The sequence below is a fragment of the Alphaproteobacteria bacterium LSUCC0396 genome (genome assembly GCA_041228345.1).
GTDB lineage: Bacteria > Pseudomonadota > Alphaproteobacteria > Puniceispirillales > Puniceispirillaceae > UBA3439.
The window spans coordinates 2,418,044-2,433,895 of the sequence record CP166131.1; the positions used below are offsets into that span (position 1 = coordinate 2,418,044).

13 protein-coding genes are annotated in these 15,852 nt (G+C 52.0%); 9 read left to right on the forward strand and 4 right to left on the reverse strand.

Translation table 11 applies throughout. The features are described 5' to 3' along the window. Positions 1-25: 25 nt before the first annotated feature. Positions 26-1,228, reverse strand: coding sequence for a M24 family metallopeptidase (locus tag AB8881_11445; protein XDZ63145.1), 1,203 nt, complete (start codon positions 1,226-1,228; stop codon positions 26-28). Then, positions 1,225-2,394: a diaminopropionate ammonia-lyase gene (locus tag AB8881_11450; GenBank protein XDZ63146.1), complete on the reverse strand. Its 1,170-nt coding sequence runs from the start codon at positions 2,392-2,394 to the stop codon at positions 1,225-1,227. Before AB8881_11450 ends, AB8881_11445 begins: the two co-directional genes overlap by 4 nt. A gap of 368 nt (positions 2,395-2,762) precedes the next feature. Between AB8881_11450 and speB the strand changes: the two genes are divergently transcribed. The 9 genes from speB to AB8881_11495 all read left to right on the forward strand — a co-directional run bounded on the left by speB (position 2,763) and on the right by AB8881_11495 (position 13,414). After that, complete coding sequence (speB, locus tag AB8881_11455; protein XDZ63147.1) at positions 2,763-3,719, forward strand: agmatinase; 957 nt, start codon at positions 2,763-2,765, stop codon at positions 3,717-3,719. 199 nt (positions 3,720-3,918) lie between these two features. After that, positions 3,919-5,022: an ABC transporter ATP-binding protein gene (locus AB8881_11460; GenBank protein XDZ63148.1), complete on the forward strand. Its 1,104-nt coding sequence runs from the start codon at positions 3,919-3,921 to the stop codon at positions 5,020-5,022. 108 nt (positions 5,023-5,130) lie between these two features. Then, positions 5,131-6,222: a polyamine ABC transporter substrate-binding protein gene (locus AB8881_11465; GenBank protein XDZ63149.1), complete on the forward strand. Its 1,092-nt coding sequence runs from the start codon at positions 5,131-5,133 to the stop codon at positions 6,220-6,222. Between the two features lie 81 nt (positions 6,223-6,303). Further along, positions 6,304-7,566 (forward strand): ABC transporter permease, encoded by a 1,263-nt coding sequence (locus AB8881_11470; GenBank protein XDZ63150.1) that lies wholly within the window; start codon positions 6,304-6,306, stop codon positions 7,564-7,566. Between the two features lie 4 nt (positions 7,567-7,570). Beyond that, positions 7,571-8,485: an ABC transporter permease gene (locus AB8881_11475; GenBank protein XDZ63151.1), complete on the forward strand. Its 915-nt coding sequence runs from the start codon at positions 7,571-7,573 to the stop codon at positions 8,483-8,485. 118 nt (positions 8,486-8,603) lie between these two features. Next, positions 8,604-9,341: an SDR family NAD(P)-dependent oxidoreductase gene (locus AB8881_11480; protein XDZ63152.1), complete on the forward strand. Its 738-nt coding sequence runs from the start codon at positions 8,604-8,606 to the stop codon at positions 9,339-9,341. Positions 9,342-9,451: 110 nt separating this feature from the next. After that, the gene (locus AB8881_11485) at positions 9,452-10,873 is read left to right on the forward strand and encodes an aminotransferase (protein XDZ63153.1); all 1,422 of its coding nucleotides are present in this window, start codon (positions 9,452-9,454) and stop codon (positions 10,871-10,873) included. Between the two features lie 34 nt (positions 10,874-10,907). Then, positions 10,908-11,810 carry a DMT family transporter gene (locus AB8881_11490; GenBank protein XDZ63154.1) on the forward strand — a complete coding sequence of 301 codons (903 nt, stop codon included), beginning with the start codon at positions 10,908-10,910 and terminating at the stop codon, positions 11,808-11,810. Positions 11,811-11,977: 167 nt separating this feature from the next. Then, on the forward strand, positions 11,978-13,414 hold the full coding sequence (locus tag AB8881_11495; protein XDZ63155.1) for an aldehyde dehydrogenase family protein: 1,437 nt from the start codon (positions 11,978-11,980) through the stop codon (positions 13,412-13,414). Positions 13,415-13,424: 10 nt separating this feature from the next. Here AB8881_11495 and AB8881_11500 read toward each other — a convergent pair whose 3' ends face one another. Beyond that, positions 13,425-14,051 (reverse strand): DUF3726 domain-containing protein, encoded by a 627-nt coding sequence (locus AB8881_11500; protein ID XDZ63156.1) that lies wholly within the window; start codon positions 14,049-14,051, stop codon positions 13,425-13,427. Further along, positions 14,048-15,820 carry a hypothetical protein gene (locus tag AB8881_11505; protein XDZ63157.1) on the reverse strand — a complete coding sequence of 591 codons (1,773 nt, stop codon included), beginning with the start codon at positions 15,818-15,820 and terminating at the stop codon, positions 14,048-14,050. The genes AB8881_11500 and AB8881_11505 overlap by 4 nt, the downstream gene beginning before the upstream one ends. Positions 15,821-15,852 lie beyond the last annotated feature (32 nt).

A 15,852-nucleotide genomic window follows, 5' to 3' on the forward strand; every position in this document is an offset into this window, starting at 1 on the left:
GTCAGTACATCGAAACGCAGGCGCATTACCTAGCGGCAATGACCGGCAAATCACGTGGTGCGCGCGTTGATAATAAAACAATCTGATCGTCAAGAACGAGCACATTTTCTTCGGCCACCATGGTTAATCCATCACCATAGCTTAGCGACGGTTCAATCGTCAGCGCCATGCCGGCCTCAATTATCGTATTATCCCAATCAGTATGGGATGGCGGTTCGGTCAGCTGGGTGCCAAGTCCATGCCCATAGCGGCCGACACCTTCACTGGTGATTTGGGTATCATTGGCGCTATGGAGGCTCGACTGGTCTGGCCTCAATATCTGATCCATCACCGAAAACAGCTTGGATACGGGAATACCTGGCCGCAGGATATCCAGTGCGGCTTGGGTTGCATCATAAAGCCGGTGATGTGCCTCATGCGCTGCGTCAGTGGCGTGATGCATGGCAAAATTTCGGTCAAAATCACTGAAATAACCATCCCATAGAGCACCGGTGTCAAACATGAAAACATCACCTTCGGCAAGCGGGCGGCCATTTGGCGGCGCGATAATGTCCCCATAGCCGCCGGGCCCTGCCGCGCCAACCAGATAGCTGACATCATCAACGCCGGCCTCTAACGCCTTGATTTTGAACTGACGAAACGTTTCATCTAGTGGCATACCGACAGTTGCCCATGTCGGCACATCGGCAAACACGCCCGATACCAGCTGGCAGATATGTTTTAATTTTGCTTGCTCAGCCGGTGATTTTATCATCCGGATATGCTGTATGGCGGCGGTCATATCGCAAAAAACGATCTGATCCAGCTGGCTTTCTAGGGCATTAAGGTCATTCAATGGCATCCGGATAGCGGTTTCGCGCCCCATCATCATGCCCAGCCGTCCCGATGCCCCAATCTGTTGGCGGATCACGCGTGCCAGCAGGCTAATGCCGTCATCTGTTGCCGCCGGTGCAGGCCATGATTGCAGATCGCCAATATAGCAGTCACGCATTAATGGCACGCCAATCGAGGGGATGATCGCAATGGGTTTGCCGGTGGCTGGGATCAGCACAAACCACGGACGTGTCGGGCTTTGCCAGAACTGCGTCATAAAGCCGGTGAAATACCGAACATCAGCCTCGCTGGTTAACAGCAAGGCACCAACATCATCGGCGGCCATGGCGCGCTGGGCGTTGGCACAGCGCATGGCGAATTCGGCGGACTCAAAGCCGCGCAACGGCACCGTCACGGCTGCCGCCCTTCGGTCAAAAGCTGCTCATACAATACTGGATCAGTTGCCCCTTCGGTTCCGATTAACAGCACAATCGAGTCCGCCCCCAACCCAAGTGCCTGCCACCCTGCCGGATCATTCTTTGCCGCCAGCAATGCGGCAAGACCAGCAGTCGAACATTCGCCAGCCTCGATCGACCCGCCGCCAAATCGGCCATCGGCAAAGCCCGCCATCAATGGCGCAATCGCATCATCGGTAATTGACAGGCAATGATCCAAAGCCGGTTGCAGAATTTGCCATGCAAGATCGGATATTTCGCCGCATGAGAGGCCCGCCATCATGGTCTCTTCACTTATATCTACAAGGCTAGGCATTTGCGCCTCGATACTATCCAGAAAACAGGCTGACATATAGGATTCAACGCCAATCATCTTGCCAAGGTCGGCACCCATATCGCGCCAAAGCGGGGCAACAATGCCCGCCGCCATGCCGCCAACGCCGATCGGTAAAAAACAGTGCGTTGGTTTCACCCCTTGCATCTGATCAAGGGTTTCACGCCCCATGACGCTGTAACCGGCCATGATATCAAGCGGCATTTCGCGGTAGCCGGGCCATGAGGTGTCAGACACAATATACCGGCCATTGGCCTCGGCATCGGCTTTGCAAGCGGCAAGCGAGGCTTCGTAATTGCCCTCAATCCGGTTGATAGTGGCACCAAAGGCAGCCATTGCATCGGCGCGTTGCTGGCTGACATGTTCGTGAATGTAAATCTCGGCATGGCAACCGGCCTGCTTTGCACCCCACGCAACCGAACGGCCATGATTGCCATCAGTCGCCGTTGTCACGGTAATGTTTGACGGCTCAATGCCATCGGCCTTTTTTGCGGCAACAAGATTTGCCACCGCGTAAGCACCGCCAAGCGCTTTAAAGGATTTCAAGTCCAGACGTTGTGACTCGTCCTTGTAATAAACCGCGGCAACACCACAAGACTTTGCCAGCTTATCAAGTAAAATCAGAGGGGTAGGTTGATAATGCGGCCATGTGGTGATTGTCGCATAAGCCTTGTCCATATTGTGGCTGTTCAAATTATCGTCAAATTCTGGAAATGCCGACGCGATATGTCCCCGATTGGCAACAGCTTTGACAATCTTGCATTTTGCGATTGTTTGATGATCGAGGGGCATGAATTCCACTCCCAGTTAGTGATTTTTAGACATTGCTTGTTAGGTCTTGCTTTGTAGCCATTCCGCAGTTTTTATTTTGTAAATTCTTAATTTTGTTACGCTTGCCAGCGGTGCCACTTTTTAATGGCAGCAGCATGACTGCAACAGACTGCGCCAATACCGGGGTTTTCGTAAAGTGCAAAATGGTCTGGCGTCTTAAATTTGGCGTCTTTAACGCAGCTATTTGGGTCTTGGCTTTATCGCGTTTTCCACCTGACGGCTTGCAGAATTTTCGGGCTTGGATTAGCGTTTGCCCATCGTGTCGATTTCGATCTGGACAGGTTTCAGCGTAGGCTGAATTGTTCAGCATATAATAGGGGGATTATTAAATGTCAGGACATGGGTACGAAACAGGCCGGCTGAATTTGCCATTCGTCGGATTATGCAGTTTTGGCAAATATCCATATCAGCCTGACTGGTCATCGATTGATGCTGATTTTGCCATTCTTGGCGCGCCATTTGATTTTGGCACGCAATTTCGGGCTGGCGCAAGGTTTGGTCCGCGCGGCATCCGCGAGGCATCAACATTGTTTTCATTTGGCCATGCAGGGGCCTATGACCATGAAGATGATGTAACGTATTTGCAGGCGGATCAGGTGCGTATTGTTGATATTGGCGACGCTGATATCGTTCACACTGACACGATAAAAAGCCATGCAAATATTGAGGCCGGCGTGCGCGCTATCCTAGCCGCTGGCGCGGTACCGGCGGTGCTCGGCGGTGATCACTCGGTCAATATCCCATGTATTAACGCCTTTAGTGATGAAGAGCCGTTTCACCTTGTGCAAATTGATGCGCATCTTGATTTTGTTGACGAACGGCACGGGGTGAAATACGGCCATGGTAACCCGATGCGCCGCGCAGCCGAAAAGTCTTATGTGACTGGCCTGTCGCAGATCGGCATCCGTAATGTGTCGTCGACCGCAAAAGACGGGTACGAAGATGCGCGGAAAATGGGCTCGGACATTCAATCGGTCCGGCAATTCCGCAAACTGGGTGTGGCCGGCATGCTTGACCGGATCCCTTCGAATGGCCGCTATTACGTGACGATTGATATTGACGGGTTTGATCCATCGGTTGCACCGGGAACCGGCACGCCGTCGCATGGCGGGTTTTTCTATTATGAAATATTAGAATTTCTTGATGGTTTGACCAAACGCGGAACGGTCATCGGCGTCGACCTTGTCGAGGTTGCGCCGGATTATGACCAGACTGGCAGCACGACCACATTGGCGGCGCAAATCCTGCTAAATCTGATTGGAAGAATTCACCATAACCGGCGGTAAAGTCTCATAATCGACATCAAAAAGGCAATTGTTCCATCATGTTGTTATGAAAGACTGTGGTTCGTCGTAAATTTGGTTTAATTGGTCGGTTCCGGTTGCAAAACTAACCCTCAGGTGTTTTAGTTATTGCAGCAAAAGGGAAATGGTTCGGCGTTGATCTATTGACCTATAAATAAAAGCAAAATCCGGGTAGGAAAACATGGTGCAAGCGAACGACCCATTCGTCAGTTTCAAAGGGGTCCAAAAGAGCTATGACGGCGAAACACTCGTCGTTAAGAATCTAAATCTTGACATTGCGTCGGGCGAATTTCTGACGATGCTCGGCCCGTCCGGATCTGGTAAAACAACCTGCCTGATGATGCTTGCCGGCTTTGAGACTGCAACGCATGGCGATATTGAGCTTGGTGGTCGCCCGATCAACAATATACCGCCGCATAAACGCGGTATTGGTATGGTGTTTCAGAACTATGCATTATTCCCGCATATGACGGTTGGCGAAAATCTGGCGTTTCCTTTGTATGTGCGCAAGATGCCAAAGGCCGAGGTTGAGGATAAAGTGCGCGCCGTGCTGGATATGGTGCAGATGCTGAACTTTATCGACCGCAAACCGGCACAGCTGTCGGGTGGCCAGCAACAGCGGATTGCGCTGGCGCGTGCGTTGGTATTCAATCCTGAGCTGGTGCTAATGGATGAGCCGTTGGGCGCATTGGACAAACAGCTTCGTGAGCATATGCAATACGAGATCAAGCATATTCACGAAAATCTGGGCGTGACCGTTGTTTATGTGACGCATGACCAATCCGAAGCCTTGACCATGTCCAACCGGATTGCAGTTTTTGACGATGGGATTATCCAACAGCTTGCTGATCCGGTAACGCTTTATGAAAAGCCGGAAAATGCCTTTGTCGCGCAATTCATCGGCGAGAATAACCAGATGCTTGGCACGGTTCAGTCGGTCAGCAAAAACATTGCGACGGTGAAGCTGGACTCGGGGGACATCGTAAAGGCGCTTGCGGTGAATATTGGTGCGGTTGGCAGCCGGACGACATTATCTGTTCGCCCTGAGCGCTGTATTGTGTCGACGAGGAAATCTGCCGCAGTCAGCACACTTGATGCGCGGATCGAAGAATTAATTTATCTTGGTGATCATATCCGATGCCGCATGGACGTAGCAGGCGATGATCAGTTTATTGTTAAAGTGCCAAATACTTCAGGTCAGCTTGGCCTGGAAATTGGAACATCGTTGCAGATTGGCTGGAAGAACGATGATTGCCGCGCGCTTGATTTTAAAGAACCAGTTTGACTATGCTGATAGTCAATAATGGCTTGCTGCCTTGGAAACGAGTAGTGGCTAGCACAAAAGAGCGGTGCGGCTCTCAAAACGCACGAACAACAAAAGGGAGTGGACATAATGTCTGGATTAACGAAGAAAATAATTGCCATTGCGAGTGCGTCGGCGTTTGTCAGTAGTGCTGCGATTGCCGCTGATTTGACTGTTGTGTCATGGGGCGGTGCCTACACCAAGTCACAGGTAGAGGCCTATCACAAGCCGTGGATGGCAAAGACAGGTAAATCAATCGTATCTGAAGATTACGGCGGGGGTATTGCCGAGATCAAAGCACAGGTTGAGTCTGGAAATGTAACTTGGGATATCGTTGACGTTGAATTGTCTGATGCTATCCGCGCCTGCGATGAAGGCCTGCTTGAGCAGATTGACCATTCAATCCTGCCGCCTGCACCAGACGGAACGCCAGCGACCGAAGACTTCCTGCCGGGCACTTTGCATGATTGTGCCGTTGCCAACATCGTTTGGTCATCAGTTTATGCCTACGACTCAAGCAAAACACGGAACTGGAACAAGCCAACAAAGATGGCTGACTTCTTCAATACCGCAGCTTTTCCGGGCAAGCGCGGTATGCGCAAATCTCCAAAAGTGACCCTGGAATTTGCCTTGATTGCTGATGGCGTGCCAGTTAGCCAGGTCTATGATGTTCTTGGAACTGAAGAGGGTGTGGCCCGCGCATTTGCTAAACTAGACACAATCAAAGATGACATTGTCTGGTGGGAAGCCGGCGCCCAGCCACCACAGCTGCTTGCTGATGGCGAAGTTGTATTCTCAACTGCGTGGAACGGTCGCGTCTTTAACGCCAAGAATGCTGAAGGCCAGTCATTTGAAATGGTTTGGGATGGTCAAATCTATGACCTTGACCTCTGGGTTATTCCAAAAGGCTCAAAGAACAAAGAAGCCGCTCTTGATTTCCTTGCTTTTTCAACCGCAACTGAGCAGCTAGCTGCACAGGCATCATGGATTTCGTATGGTCCAGCAAGAGCGTCATCTGTTGCAAGAATTGGAACATTCCATGCCGATCCTAGCATCAAAATGGCTAGCCACATGCCAACAGCGCCTGCTAACTTCAAAAATGCGTTGCAAAACGATTTTGAGTTCTGGGCGGATAATGCCGACCAGCTGAACGAGCGTTTTAATGCTTGGTTAGCGAAGTAAGGCCAAAGACTTTTGCGATCACATGAAATGCATCATGTGGTCGCATTTATTTTTCCATTTTAAACGAGATCTATTTTGACCATGGCAGATAGTCAAACAGTCCAGCTTGAGCCAATTACGGCCGCAGATGGAACGCCGCTGAAGAAAAAGCTGGCGCAGGCGCTATTCCGCAGTCGGGTGCGCGCTGTTTCTCTTGTGTTGCCGTTATTTGCCTTTGTGATGGCCAGTTTTGTGATTCCGATTATCGCGTTGATGTGGCAAGGGGTCTATAACGACACATTTTCATCCTACACGCCAAATTTAACAGCGCAGTTAAAGCTCTGGGATGGTATGTCCGATCCTGATGAGGCGATGTATGCAGCGCTTGTCACCGATCTGGAAACCGCGCGCGCCGAGCGAACCATTGGCCGGATCGCAACACGGGTCAATCAGGAATATCCCGGAACAAGATCGCTATTTACCAGCACGGCGCGCAAAGCCAAAAAGCTAGAGGCGCCATTCAAAGACAGTGTGATCAAAACCAACAAGAAATGGGATAATATCGAAGTCTGGCGGGCGATGAAAATCACCTCGCAGGATCTAACCCCCGGCTTTTATGCGACCGCGCTAGATGGACGTTATACCGTTGATCAGGGTTTTATCAGCCAAGATGAAAACCGGCAGATTTATGTGCAACTATTCTGGCGCACAATGATGATTTCCGGAACGGTTATGGGCTTGTGTCTTTTGCTTGGGTATCCGGTGGCCTATCTGCTGGCAACTTTGCCGCTACGCACGTCTAATCTGTTGATGATTATGGTGCTGTTACCGTTCTGGACCTCGCTTCTGGTGCGGACAACGGCGTGGATTGCGCTTTTGCAATCACAGGGCGTTATCAATGATTTACTGGTATATGTTGGCATAACTGCCGATGATGCGCGCTTTTCGCTGATCTATAATATGACTGGCACAATCGTTGCGATGACGCATATTCTGCTGCCTTTCATGATCCTGCCGCTTTATTCGGTGATGAAAACAATCCCGCCATCATATATGCGGGCCGCACGTTCGCTTGGGGCGACGCCGACGAAGGCGTTTATCAAGGTCTATATGCCACAGACGATACCGGGCATTGGTGCAGGTGGGTTGCTCGTGTTTATTCTTGCAATCGGCTATTACATCACGCCAGCGCTGGTTGGCGGTCAGGATGGCCAGTTGATCTCGAACATGATCGCCTATCATATGCAGAAATCGCTAAACTGGTCTTTGGCGGCTGCGCTTGGTGGCATATTGTTGGCGGGTGTTCTATTGCTCTATTGGGCTTATGACCGAGTTATCGGTATCGATAATATGAAGCTGGGGTAAAATAATGGCAAAACTTCCCCCCTATACCAGTACTGGTGAATATATTTGGCATTACACATTTCGCGTGATTTGCGGGCTGATCTTTTTGTTTTTGATTCTGCCGATCCTTGTGGTTTTGCCGCTGTCATTCAATGTAGAACCCTATTTCAGCTTTACCGAGGGCATGCTGAGCTTTGATCCTAATGCCTATTCGCTACGGTGGTATGAAGATATTCTGCGGAACGGTATGGGTGCGCCTGACGCGCCGTTTAGCTGGGCGTGGCTTTCTGATACATGGAATAATGGCCAGTGGATGCGCGCTATTCGCAACAGTTTTTTCATTGGAATTTGCGCGACCTTGCTGTCAACGGCGCTTGGTACATTGGCGGCGATTGGCCTTAGCCGGTCCGAAATGCCCTATCGCCGCTTGATCATGTCAATTCTCATTTCGCCGATGATCGTGCCTTTGGTGATTACTGCAGCTGGGATGTTTTATTTCTACTCGCAAGTCCAGTTAAGCCAGACTTATCTTGGCGTGATTATGGCGCATGCGGTGCTAGGAACGCCCTTTGTAATCATTACGGTTACCGCAACGCTGGTCGGTTTTGATAAATCACTGGTGCGCGCGTCACAGTCGCTTGGTGCGGGTGCGGTGACAACGTTCCGCAAGGTGCAGATGCCGCTGATCATCCCCGGGGTGGTTTCGGGCGGATTATTTGCCTTTATCACGTCGTTTGATGAGGTGGTTGCGGTCTTGTTTCTCGCCAGTCCCGAGCAGCGCACAATCCCGCGCCAGATGTGGTCGGGTATCCGCGAGCAGATCAGCCCGACGATTTTGGCGGTTGCGACATTATTGGTGATTCTGTCGATTATTTTGCTTACTGTTCTGGAATTGCTGCGGCGGCGGTCTGAGCGTTTGCGTGGGATCACCAGCAGCTAATTACCTTGCGTAGATGAGGTTGCGAGAACTGAAGCCTCTTTTGGTGCCACTTGTTTTTCTGGCCGTGACGTTGCAAAACCGATGCGTATAAGACAGATGAAAAAGGGGTTCATCATCAATGGATGATCGGAAAATTCTGGTGCTAACCGGGGCAAGCAGGGGCATTGGTCATGCAACCGTCAAGCGTTTTTCGGGCGCTGGGTGGCGGGTGATTACCTGTTCGCGCCACGGGTTTCCGGAAAATTGTCCATGGGAGGCCGGGCCGGAGGATCACTTGCAGATTGATCTATCATCACCTGATGATGTCGGGCGCGGTGCGGCAGAATTGCTTACACGCCTCGATGGCAAGCCGCTTCATGCGCTGGTGAATAATGCGGCAATTTCGCCCAAAACGTCGAAAGGCAGCAGGCTTGATTGCCACCAAACGCCGCTAGATTTGTGGCAGCACGTCTATCAGGTTAATGTGTTTGCACCGGTTATGCTGGCGCAAAGACTGTGTGATCCGCTGCGCCAGGGGCGAGGCTCAATCGTTAATGTAACATCAATCGCCGGCAGCCGGGTGCATGAATTTGCTGGGTCTGCCTATGCCACATCAAAGGCCGCGCTTAGTGCGCTAACGCGCGAAATGGCGTCTGATTTTGGCAGGCTCGGTATTCGGGTGAATGCGATTGCGCCAGGTGAAATTAAAACTGATATTCTATCACCTGATAGTGAGGCCACGATCTTGCCGCAGATACCGCTTGGCCGGTTTGGCAGTGCAGATGAGGTTGCCGATACGGTATTTTTCCTTTGTAGTGATCAGGCACATTATTTGAATGGCGCCGAAATTCATGTGAATGGTGGACAGCACGTTTAGGTAAATGCCAAGAGCCGGTTGCTAGAGATCAAAATCTGTTAGATATAGATCAAGAGATGGAGCGCCGGTTACTGGCGGTTTATCGTCACTTAAGAATAAGGACCTGAAAAATGACACACCCCCCCCCCCCATCTGATCAGGTGATTGCTGGTAATTCGCCGGCAAGCCGTGACATCGCGTTTCATATGCATCCCTACACTAATCCGGCAGTTCTTGGTGATGCCGGGCCGCATATCATGGCCGAGGGCAATGGGGTTTTTGTTATCGATGAGACTGGAAGCCGATTTTATGAGGGCATGAGTGGGCTGTGGTGCACATCGCTGGGGTTTTCCGAGCCTGAATTGATTGATGCTGCAATGGCGCAGTTTAAAAAGCTGCCATTCTATCACAGCTTTGCCGGTAAAACGGTCAATCCGGCGATTGATCTTGCTGAAATGCTGATTGCCAACGCACCGCCGGCGGGCGGCGACAGCGTGATGAGCAAGGTGTTTTTTGCGGCTTCTGGGTCCGAGGCTAATGATACCGCGATGAAAATGGTCTGGTATTATAACGCAGCGCTTGGGCGGCCGGAAAAGCGCAAGATTATCAGTCGCAAAAAAGGCTATCATGGCGTCACCATGGCGGCGGCAAGCATGACAGCGCTGGCCTATGCGCAGGATGGATTTGGCCTGCCGCTGGATTTTGTCAAACATACCACCGCGCCCGATTTTTATAATGGGGCTGCTGTTGGTGAAAGCGAAGAAGATTTCGCCAGTCGCTGCGCGGCAGATTTGGAAGAGCTTATCCTGAATGAGGGGCCCGATACAGTTGGCGCGTTATTTGCCGAACCGGTGATGGGGGCTGGCGGGGTGATTATTCCGCCGCGAACCTATTTTGAAAAGATCCGTGCAGTTTTAACGAAATATGATGTTCTGCTGGTTGCGGATGAGGTGATTTGCGGCTTTGGGCGTACTGGAAATATGTGGGGGTCGCAAACGATGGATGTGCGCCCCGATATGCTGACCTGCGCCAAGGCGCTGTCATCTGCCTATTTGCCAATTTCGGCGGTGATGCTGTCGGAAAAAGTCTATGCGCCGATCGCCAAACAGGCTGAAACACTGGGTATTTTTGGGCATGGCTACACCTATTCGGCGCATCCAGTCTGTGCAGCGGTGGCACTTCGTGCCCAGCAATTGATGCAGGAACGTGATATTGTTGGTCATGTCCGCAGCATTGCGCCGCAATTCAAAGCTCGGATTGAGCGGCTTGCGCGGTTTGATTTTATTGGCAATCTACGGTCAATCGGTTTGATCGGTGCGATGGAATTTGCCGCCGATAAACATAGCGGTAAAAAATTTGATCCGGCGCATAAGATCGCCGCACAGGCGGTTGCTGCCATTCAAAAACATGGCGTAATTCTTCGCGCGCTACCCGGTGATATTGTCGGTTTTTGCCCACCTTTGATCATTTCAGATGTAGAAATTGGCGATATGTTTGACCGTATTGAGGGGGCACTTGACGAATTTGGCGCCGTCGCCGCAAGGCTAGGCTAGCCCTATGGCCGGGTCGTGACAAGGAGGAGCTGGTTTGGGGCTGTTTGACCGTTTTTGGAACAGCGCCCATACGGTGTTGACGATGGCAACCTTGATGTGGGCAGGCCATGCGGTGGCATTGCGTATGTCGGTGGGCGAGATTTCGCCTGTCCTGCTCATGCAATCGCGCTGGCTTGTCGCTTTTATCATTCTTGTGCTGGTGTTTCACCACAGCGTAAGGCGTTACCTACCGCTGGTTTTAGATAATTGGCGTTGGGTTTTTGGCATGGGCGGTGTTGGCCTTGCCGGGTTTAGCCTGCTGCTTGTTTATGCCGCGCAATATACCACGGCGGTCAATCTTGGCATTATGCAAGGCGGCATTCCGGCCTTTGTTATGCTGTTTGGCTGGTTGATGTTCCAGACGCGGATTGGCTGGCTGCAATTTTTTGGGCTTTGTTCGTCATTAATGGGGATTCTGGTTCTGGTCAGTGCTGGCAGCATTGCAACGATATTGGCGCTGCAGTTCAATATTGGCGATTTGATGATGGTTGTTGCCTGCTTTTGCTATGGTGCCTACACGCTGGGCCTGTCGCGGCGATTGGATATGCCGCCGGTCATTATGTTGTGCTTTTTTGCGTTCTGTGCGTTTTTTACCTGCAGCCTGTTCAGTATTGCCGAATATGCGCGTGGTGATCTGGTTTTGCCCGGCTTTAAGGGCGGGCTGCTACTGATCTATTCGGCGGTTTTTCCAACAATTTTGGCGCAGACATTTTTTATGCGTGGAGTCGAATTGACCGATGCAAACCGCGCTGGATTATACGTTAATTTGGTGCCGGTATTCGCGGCGTTTCTGGCAGTTATGATCTTGCCGGAACGTCTTTACCTTTATCATCTGATAGCTTTGGCGATGGTGCTTGGTGGCATCTATCTTGCCGAGCGTGGTAAGCGGGCAAATTAACAAAATGGCGATCTGATCAGTCCCTGCCGGTTACTTGACAAGAGATGCTGACTATGTGCAATTTGGCCGCTGTTCGCATGATAGGGTGATCTGCGCGCCTTTCGCTATATATGATTGTTGGGTGCGGCCTTGATAGGGCGGACGGAACCCAAGCCATTGGAGGCTTTATGCTAGATAAAACAGAATTTTATATCAATGGGGCGTGGATGCCATCACTGGATGGGCGCTCTTTCCCTGTCCTTAATCCAGCCACCGAAGAGGCATTTGCCACAATCACCATTGGCGGCGCCGAAGATGCCAAAGCGGCGATTGCTGCCGCCAAGGCAGCCTTTCCAACATGGTCGATGACCAGTCCTGCGGAACGTGCAGATTATCTGCAAAGGCTGCTTGCGGTTTACACGTCACGGCATGCTGAAATGGGCGCCGTGATCTCGACGGAAATGGGTGCGCCGATTGATATGGCGGTCAGTGATCAGGCCGGGGCAGGGATCAGCCACCTCAAGTCATTCATACGTGCGTTGGGTGCATTGGAATTTCAGCGGCCGTTGCGTGATGGTGTCGTGGGTCAGGATATTGCCTATGAGGCTGCCGGTGTTGCGGCATTGATCACGCCTTGGAACTGGCCGATGAACCAAGTTGTGCTAAAGGTTGGCGCGGCGCTGGCGGCGGGCTGTACAATGGTGTTGAAACCATCCGAAATCGCACCAATGTCCAGCATTCTATTTGCCGAGATGGTGCATGAGGCTGGTCTGCCTGCGGGTGTCTTTAACATGGTTAATGGCGATGGCGTCGGCGTTGGTACAATCTTGTCATCGCATTCCGATATTGATGTTGTATCCTTTACCGGATCGACAAGGGCTGGCGTTCTGATCAGCAAGGCCGCGGCTGATACAGTGAAAACCGTGTCGCTGGAGCTTGGTGGAAAATCGCCAAATCTGGTGTTTGATGATTGCGATGTTGAGGCGGCGGTGCGCCGTGGCGCGGCTTTTTGCTTTAACAATACTGGCCAGTCCTGTAACGCCGCAACGCGGATGCTGGTGCAGCGTAATGTCTATGATCAGGCGGTTGAGTTTGCTGCGTCTGAGGCGGCAGCCACCAAGGTTGACCTGCCGTCTAATTCAGGCAATCACATTGGCCCATTGGTATCTGAGGCACAATTTGACAAGGTGCAGAAATTAATCCAGTCGGGCATTGATGAAGGCGCAAGGCTGGCGGCCGGCGGTGTTGGACGCCCAGAAGGGATGAATCGTGGCTGGTTTGTAAAGCCAACTGTTTTTGCCGACGCAACACCGGAAATGACCATTATTCGTGAGGAAATCTTTGGCCCGGTTTTAGCAATGATGCCGTTTGACACCGAGGAAGAGGCGATTGCCATGGCCAATGATACACCATACGGTCTGGCTGCCTATATTCAGACCGGAGATATGGATCGTGCGCGCCGCGTCGCGGCTAGATTGCGGGCGGGGATGATTCAGGTGAACGGTGCCTCGCGGGCTGCGGGCAGCCCGTTTGGCGGCTATAAACAATCAGGCGTTGGCCGTGAGGGCGGTTTTTGGGGCATTGAAGAATTTCTTGAAATCAAAACCATCAGCGGGATCGTCTAACCGGCTGGCTTTAGTCATTATCACTTAAACCTGCACCGGCACCGGCAAGGCGCGACGCCTCGGTTGCTGGTGCATAGGTGTTTTTGGCAAAGCTGTTTAAAACCGTGACACAAGCGGCCGCCGTTTCTGGAACGCGGGGTAAATCGGTGTCGCTAATGCGGGTCAGCGGCGGCATGTGATCAATCTTCGTTGAAATCCGGCAATGCGATGCGGCCGTTAAAATGGCAGTGTCGTTGCCCGAATAGGCAAATCCGTCTTGGCTTAGGCTGAAAACCACAGTCTCAAGCGATATTGTAATTGGCGTTATGTCCGCGCGAAGTGCAATAAACGGGATCAGCAACAACGGTGTTCGCATACGGCTGAACTCTACCTCATCGCCAAAGAGGCCATCACCATAGGCGGCGCCGGTGGCAATCGGACAATAATGCCCCTGATCACCAGTCACATCCGGCCATGCTGTAATCTCGCCGGTTTGCCGCCAGCTTAAATAACGGCACAAGGCAGCAATGCCGGGCAATTGGTGTCGTTGCAACCATTTCACCGCATATCCGGCTTCGTCCGCCAGCCCCCAATCCATACCGCAGCCACGTGCAGCCTTGGTGGAAAGCGCGCCAATTTCACCAAGCGACCAACTCATACGGTGCTTTGGCTCGGTGCGCTATTATGGCCAAGGGGGGGATAAAACAGAATATCGGGATCAAGCTGGCTCAACTCGTCCGGAAAAGGCGCGCCCTGATACATGGTAATGCGCAGCCACCGGTCAGAACGCGGGTCGAACTTTGAAGCGCCAAAAAATGACAATTTGCAGCGCAGCAGGTCAATTGGCTGCATTTCTGCCGAGATGGTGTTATCCTGAATTTCGGCATAAGGCAGGGCAAAGACCGTTTGGGTGCGGCGCACAATATGCCGGTGTTCGGGATGTTTTAACAGGAACATAGCGACCGTATCATCGCCAGATGTGCTGTCTTGGCGGATCCATTGATCGATTGCCTGCATTGCTAAAACCGCATCACGCCCAGGTGCTAGCGGCTGTTCATAAGGCTCAATCGGTTCTTCGAACCTCTCGCCCAGCCGCGGTTCCAGCTTTTCTTCGGACACATACCAGACCCGCGCCAACGCGTCATTCCGGGCATAATCAATGCGGTTCGTCCAGCCATAGATACTGCCCATCATCCGCCGAAGTTCGACAAGCCGCATTGATCCGTCGATGCGGAAATGCGCTGCCTCATCAGCCGCCATACCTGCGGCCAGATCATCAATTAAGGAGCCGTGATCCTCAAGCAGCAGTGATACCAGCTGTTCCTGACCCTCAAGGCTGAGGTTGGCTTCGCCCCAGCGATAGATTTGATCCCAAGGCTGGTTGATGCTGGCATCAAGCGTGCGCACAAAACCGTCCAGTCGCACAAGATCATCACGCAAACCCTCGGTCTTGGCGCGCTGATACGGGCTGTCCGTTGTCCATTCATTGGCATTTTTGGCGGCTTTTGCGACCATCGTCAAAAACCGATCTAGACCAGCCTGATCGCTTGCCCCAAGGGCGCGTACCCGCGCTAGCGCTGTTTCACGCGCATTGATCCATGCATGAATAAGCGAGGGATGATTGATCAGAAACGGCGCCATGCCAAGACCGGTGGAATTGCCAACGCCAATGCGGCGGCGAATATCCAGATTTAGTTTCACCGCGGTTTCAGGCGATTTTGCCGCGGCCATATGTTCGACAATATCAATGGTAAATGACCGGATTAGCCAGACCGCCAGCAATTCAGGCTGGAACGAGCCGGAAAATTCAGGCCGGTTTGCCCAGATATCACGGTCAGCCGCGCCAAATTTCCCCGATCCATAAACCGCCGTTGTCCGCATTAGATAGCCAATCGGCTCAATTTTTTCGGGGTTGGGCTGCGTCCCTGCGGCAAGGCAGTCACGCACATAATCAAACAGTCGAACCGACCGGTTTGCCCGCGATAGGACAAATTCACCATCCGAAATACGTCCGGCCTCTTGCAGTGGCACATTTTGCTGCAGCCTTTGGATGTCAAGGTCGCTGATGACGCCATCATGCAGGGTGAAGGTTGCGTCCCACGCCTCGGCGATGACCCGATCCGAGCGTTTCTCAGCAGGTAAATCATGCGCAAAAGCAACCAATGTATAGCTGCGCTCGGGGCCAATAGCCTCATAAGTGGCAACGCCGACCCCATGCTGATCAATGTTCCAGCGGCTACGCTTAAACTGCCAGTTTTCAGCCTTGAGACGGCGCAAGAGAACCCGCATAAAGCTGAGGCGGCTCTGATGAAATGATCCGATGCGTGCCAGCGTCATAATCTGTGCGGCCGGACGCAGGGGGATAGCCTTGTTAGCGGCAGTTGATGTGCCTGATGCCCCGTTTTTCAAATCTGATGTTTTCATCATTTACATTACTCTAACCGCGTGACTGCAGATAA

Excerpts from the sequence above, each read along its gene's own strand:
- AB8881_11495 (XDZ63155.1), top strand. The coding sequence starts at position 11,978 with ATGCTAGATAAAACAGAATTTTATATCAATGGGGCGTGGATGCCATCA.
- AB8881_11485 (XDZ63153.1), top strand. The coding sequence starts at position 9,452 with ATGACACACCCCCCCCCCCCATCTGATCAGGTGATTGCTGGTAATTCG.
- AB8881_11480 (XDZ63152.1), top strand. The coding sequence starts at position 8,604 with ATGGATGATCGGAAAATTCTGGTGCTAACCGGGGCAAGCAGGGGCATT.
- AB8881_11470 (XDZ63150.1), top strand. The coding sequence starts at position 6,304 with ATGGCAGATAGTCAAACAGTCCAGCTTGAGCCAATTACGGCCGCAGAT.
- AB8881_11500 (XDZ63156.1), bottom strand. The coding sequence starts at position 14,051 with ATGAGTTGGTCGCTTGGTGAAATTGGCGCGCTTTCCACCAAGGCTGCA.
- AB8881_11465 (XDZ63149.1), top strand. The coding sequence starts at position 5,131 with ATGTCTGGATTAACGAAGAAAATAATTGCCATTGCGAGTGCGTCGGCG.
- AB8881_11460 (XDZ63148.1), top strand. The coding sequence starts at position 3,919 with ATGGTGCAAGCGAACGACCCATTCGTCAGTTTCAAAGGGGTCCAAAAG.
- AB8881_11505 (XDZ63157.1), bottom strand. The coding sequence starts at position 15,820 with ATGATGAAAACATCAGATTTGAAAAACGGGGCATCAGGCACATCAACT.
- AB8881_11475 (XDZ63151.1), top strand. The coding sequence starts at position 7,571 with ATGGCAAAACTTCCCCCCTATACCAGTACTGGTGAATATATTTGGCAT.
- AB8881_11450 (XDZ63146.1), bottom strand. The coding sequence starts at position 2,394 with ATGCCCCTCGATCATCAAACAATCGCAAAATGCAAGATTGTCAAAGCT.
- speB (XDZ63147.1), top strand. The coding sequence starts at position 2,763 with ATGTCAGGACATGGGTACGAAACAGGCCGGCTGAATTTGCCATTCGTC.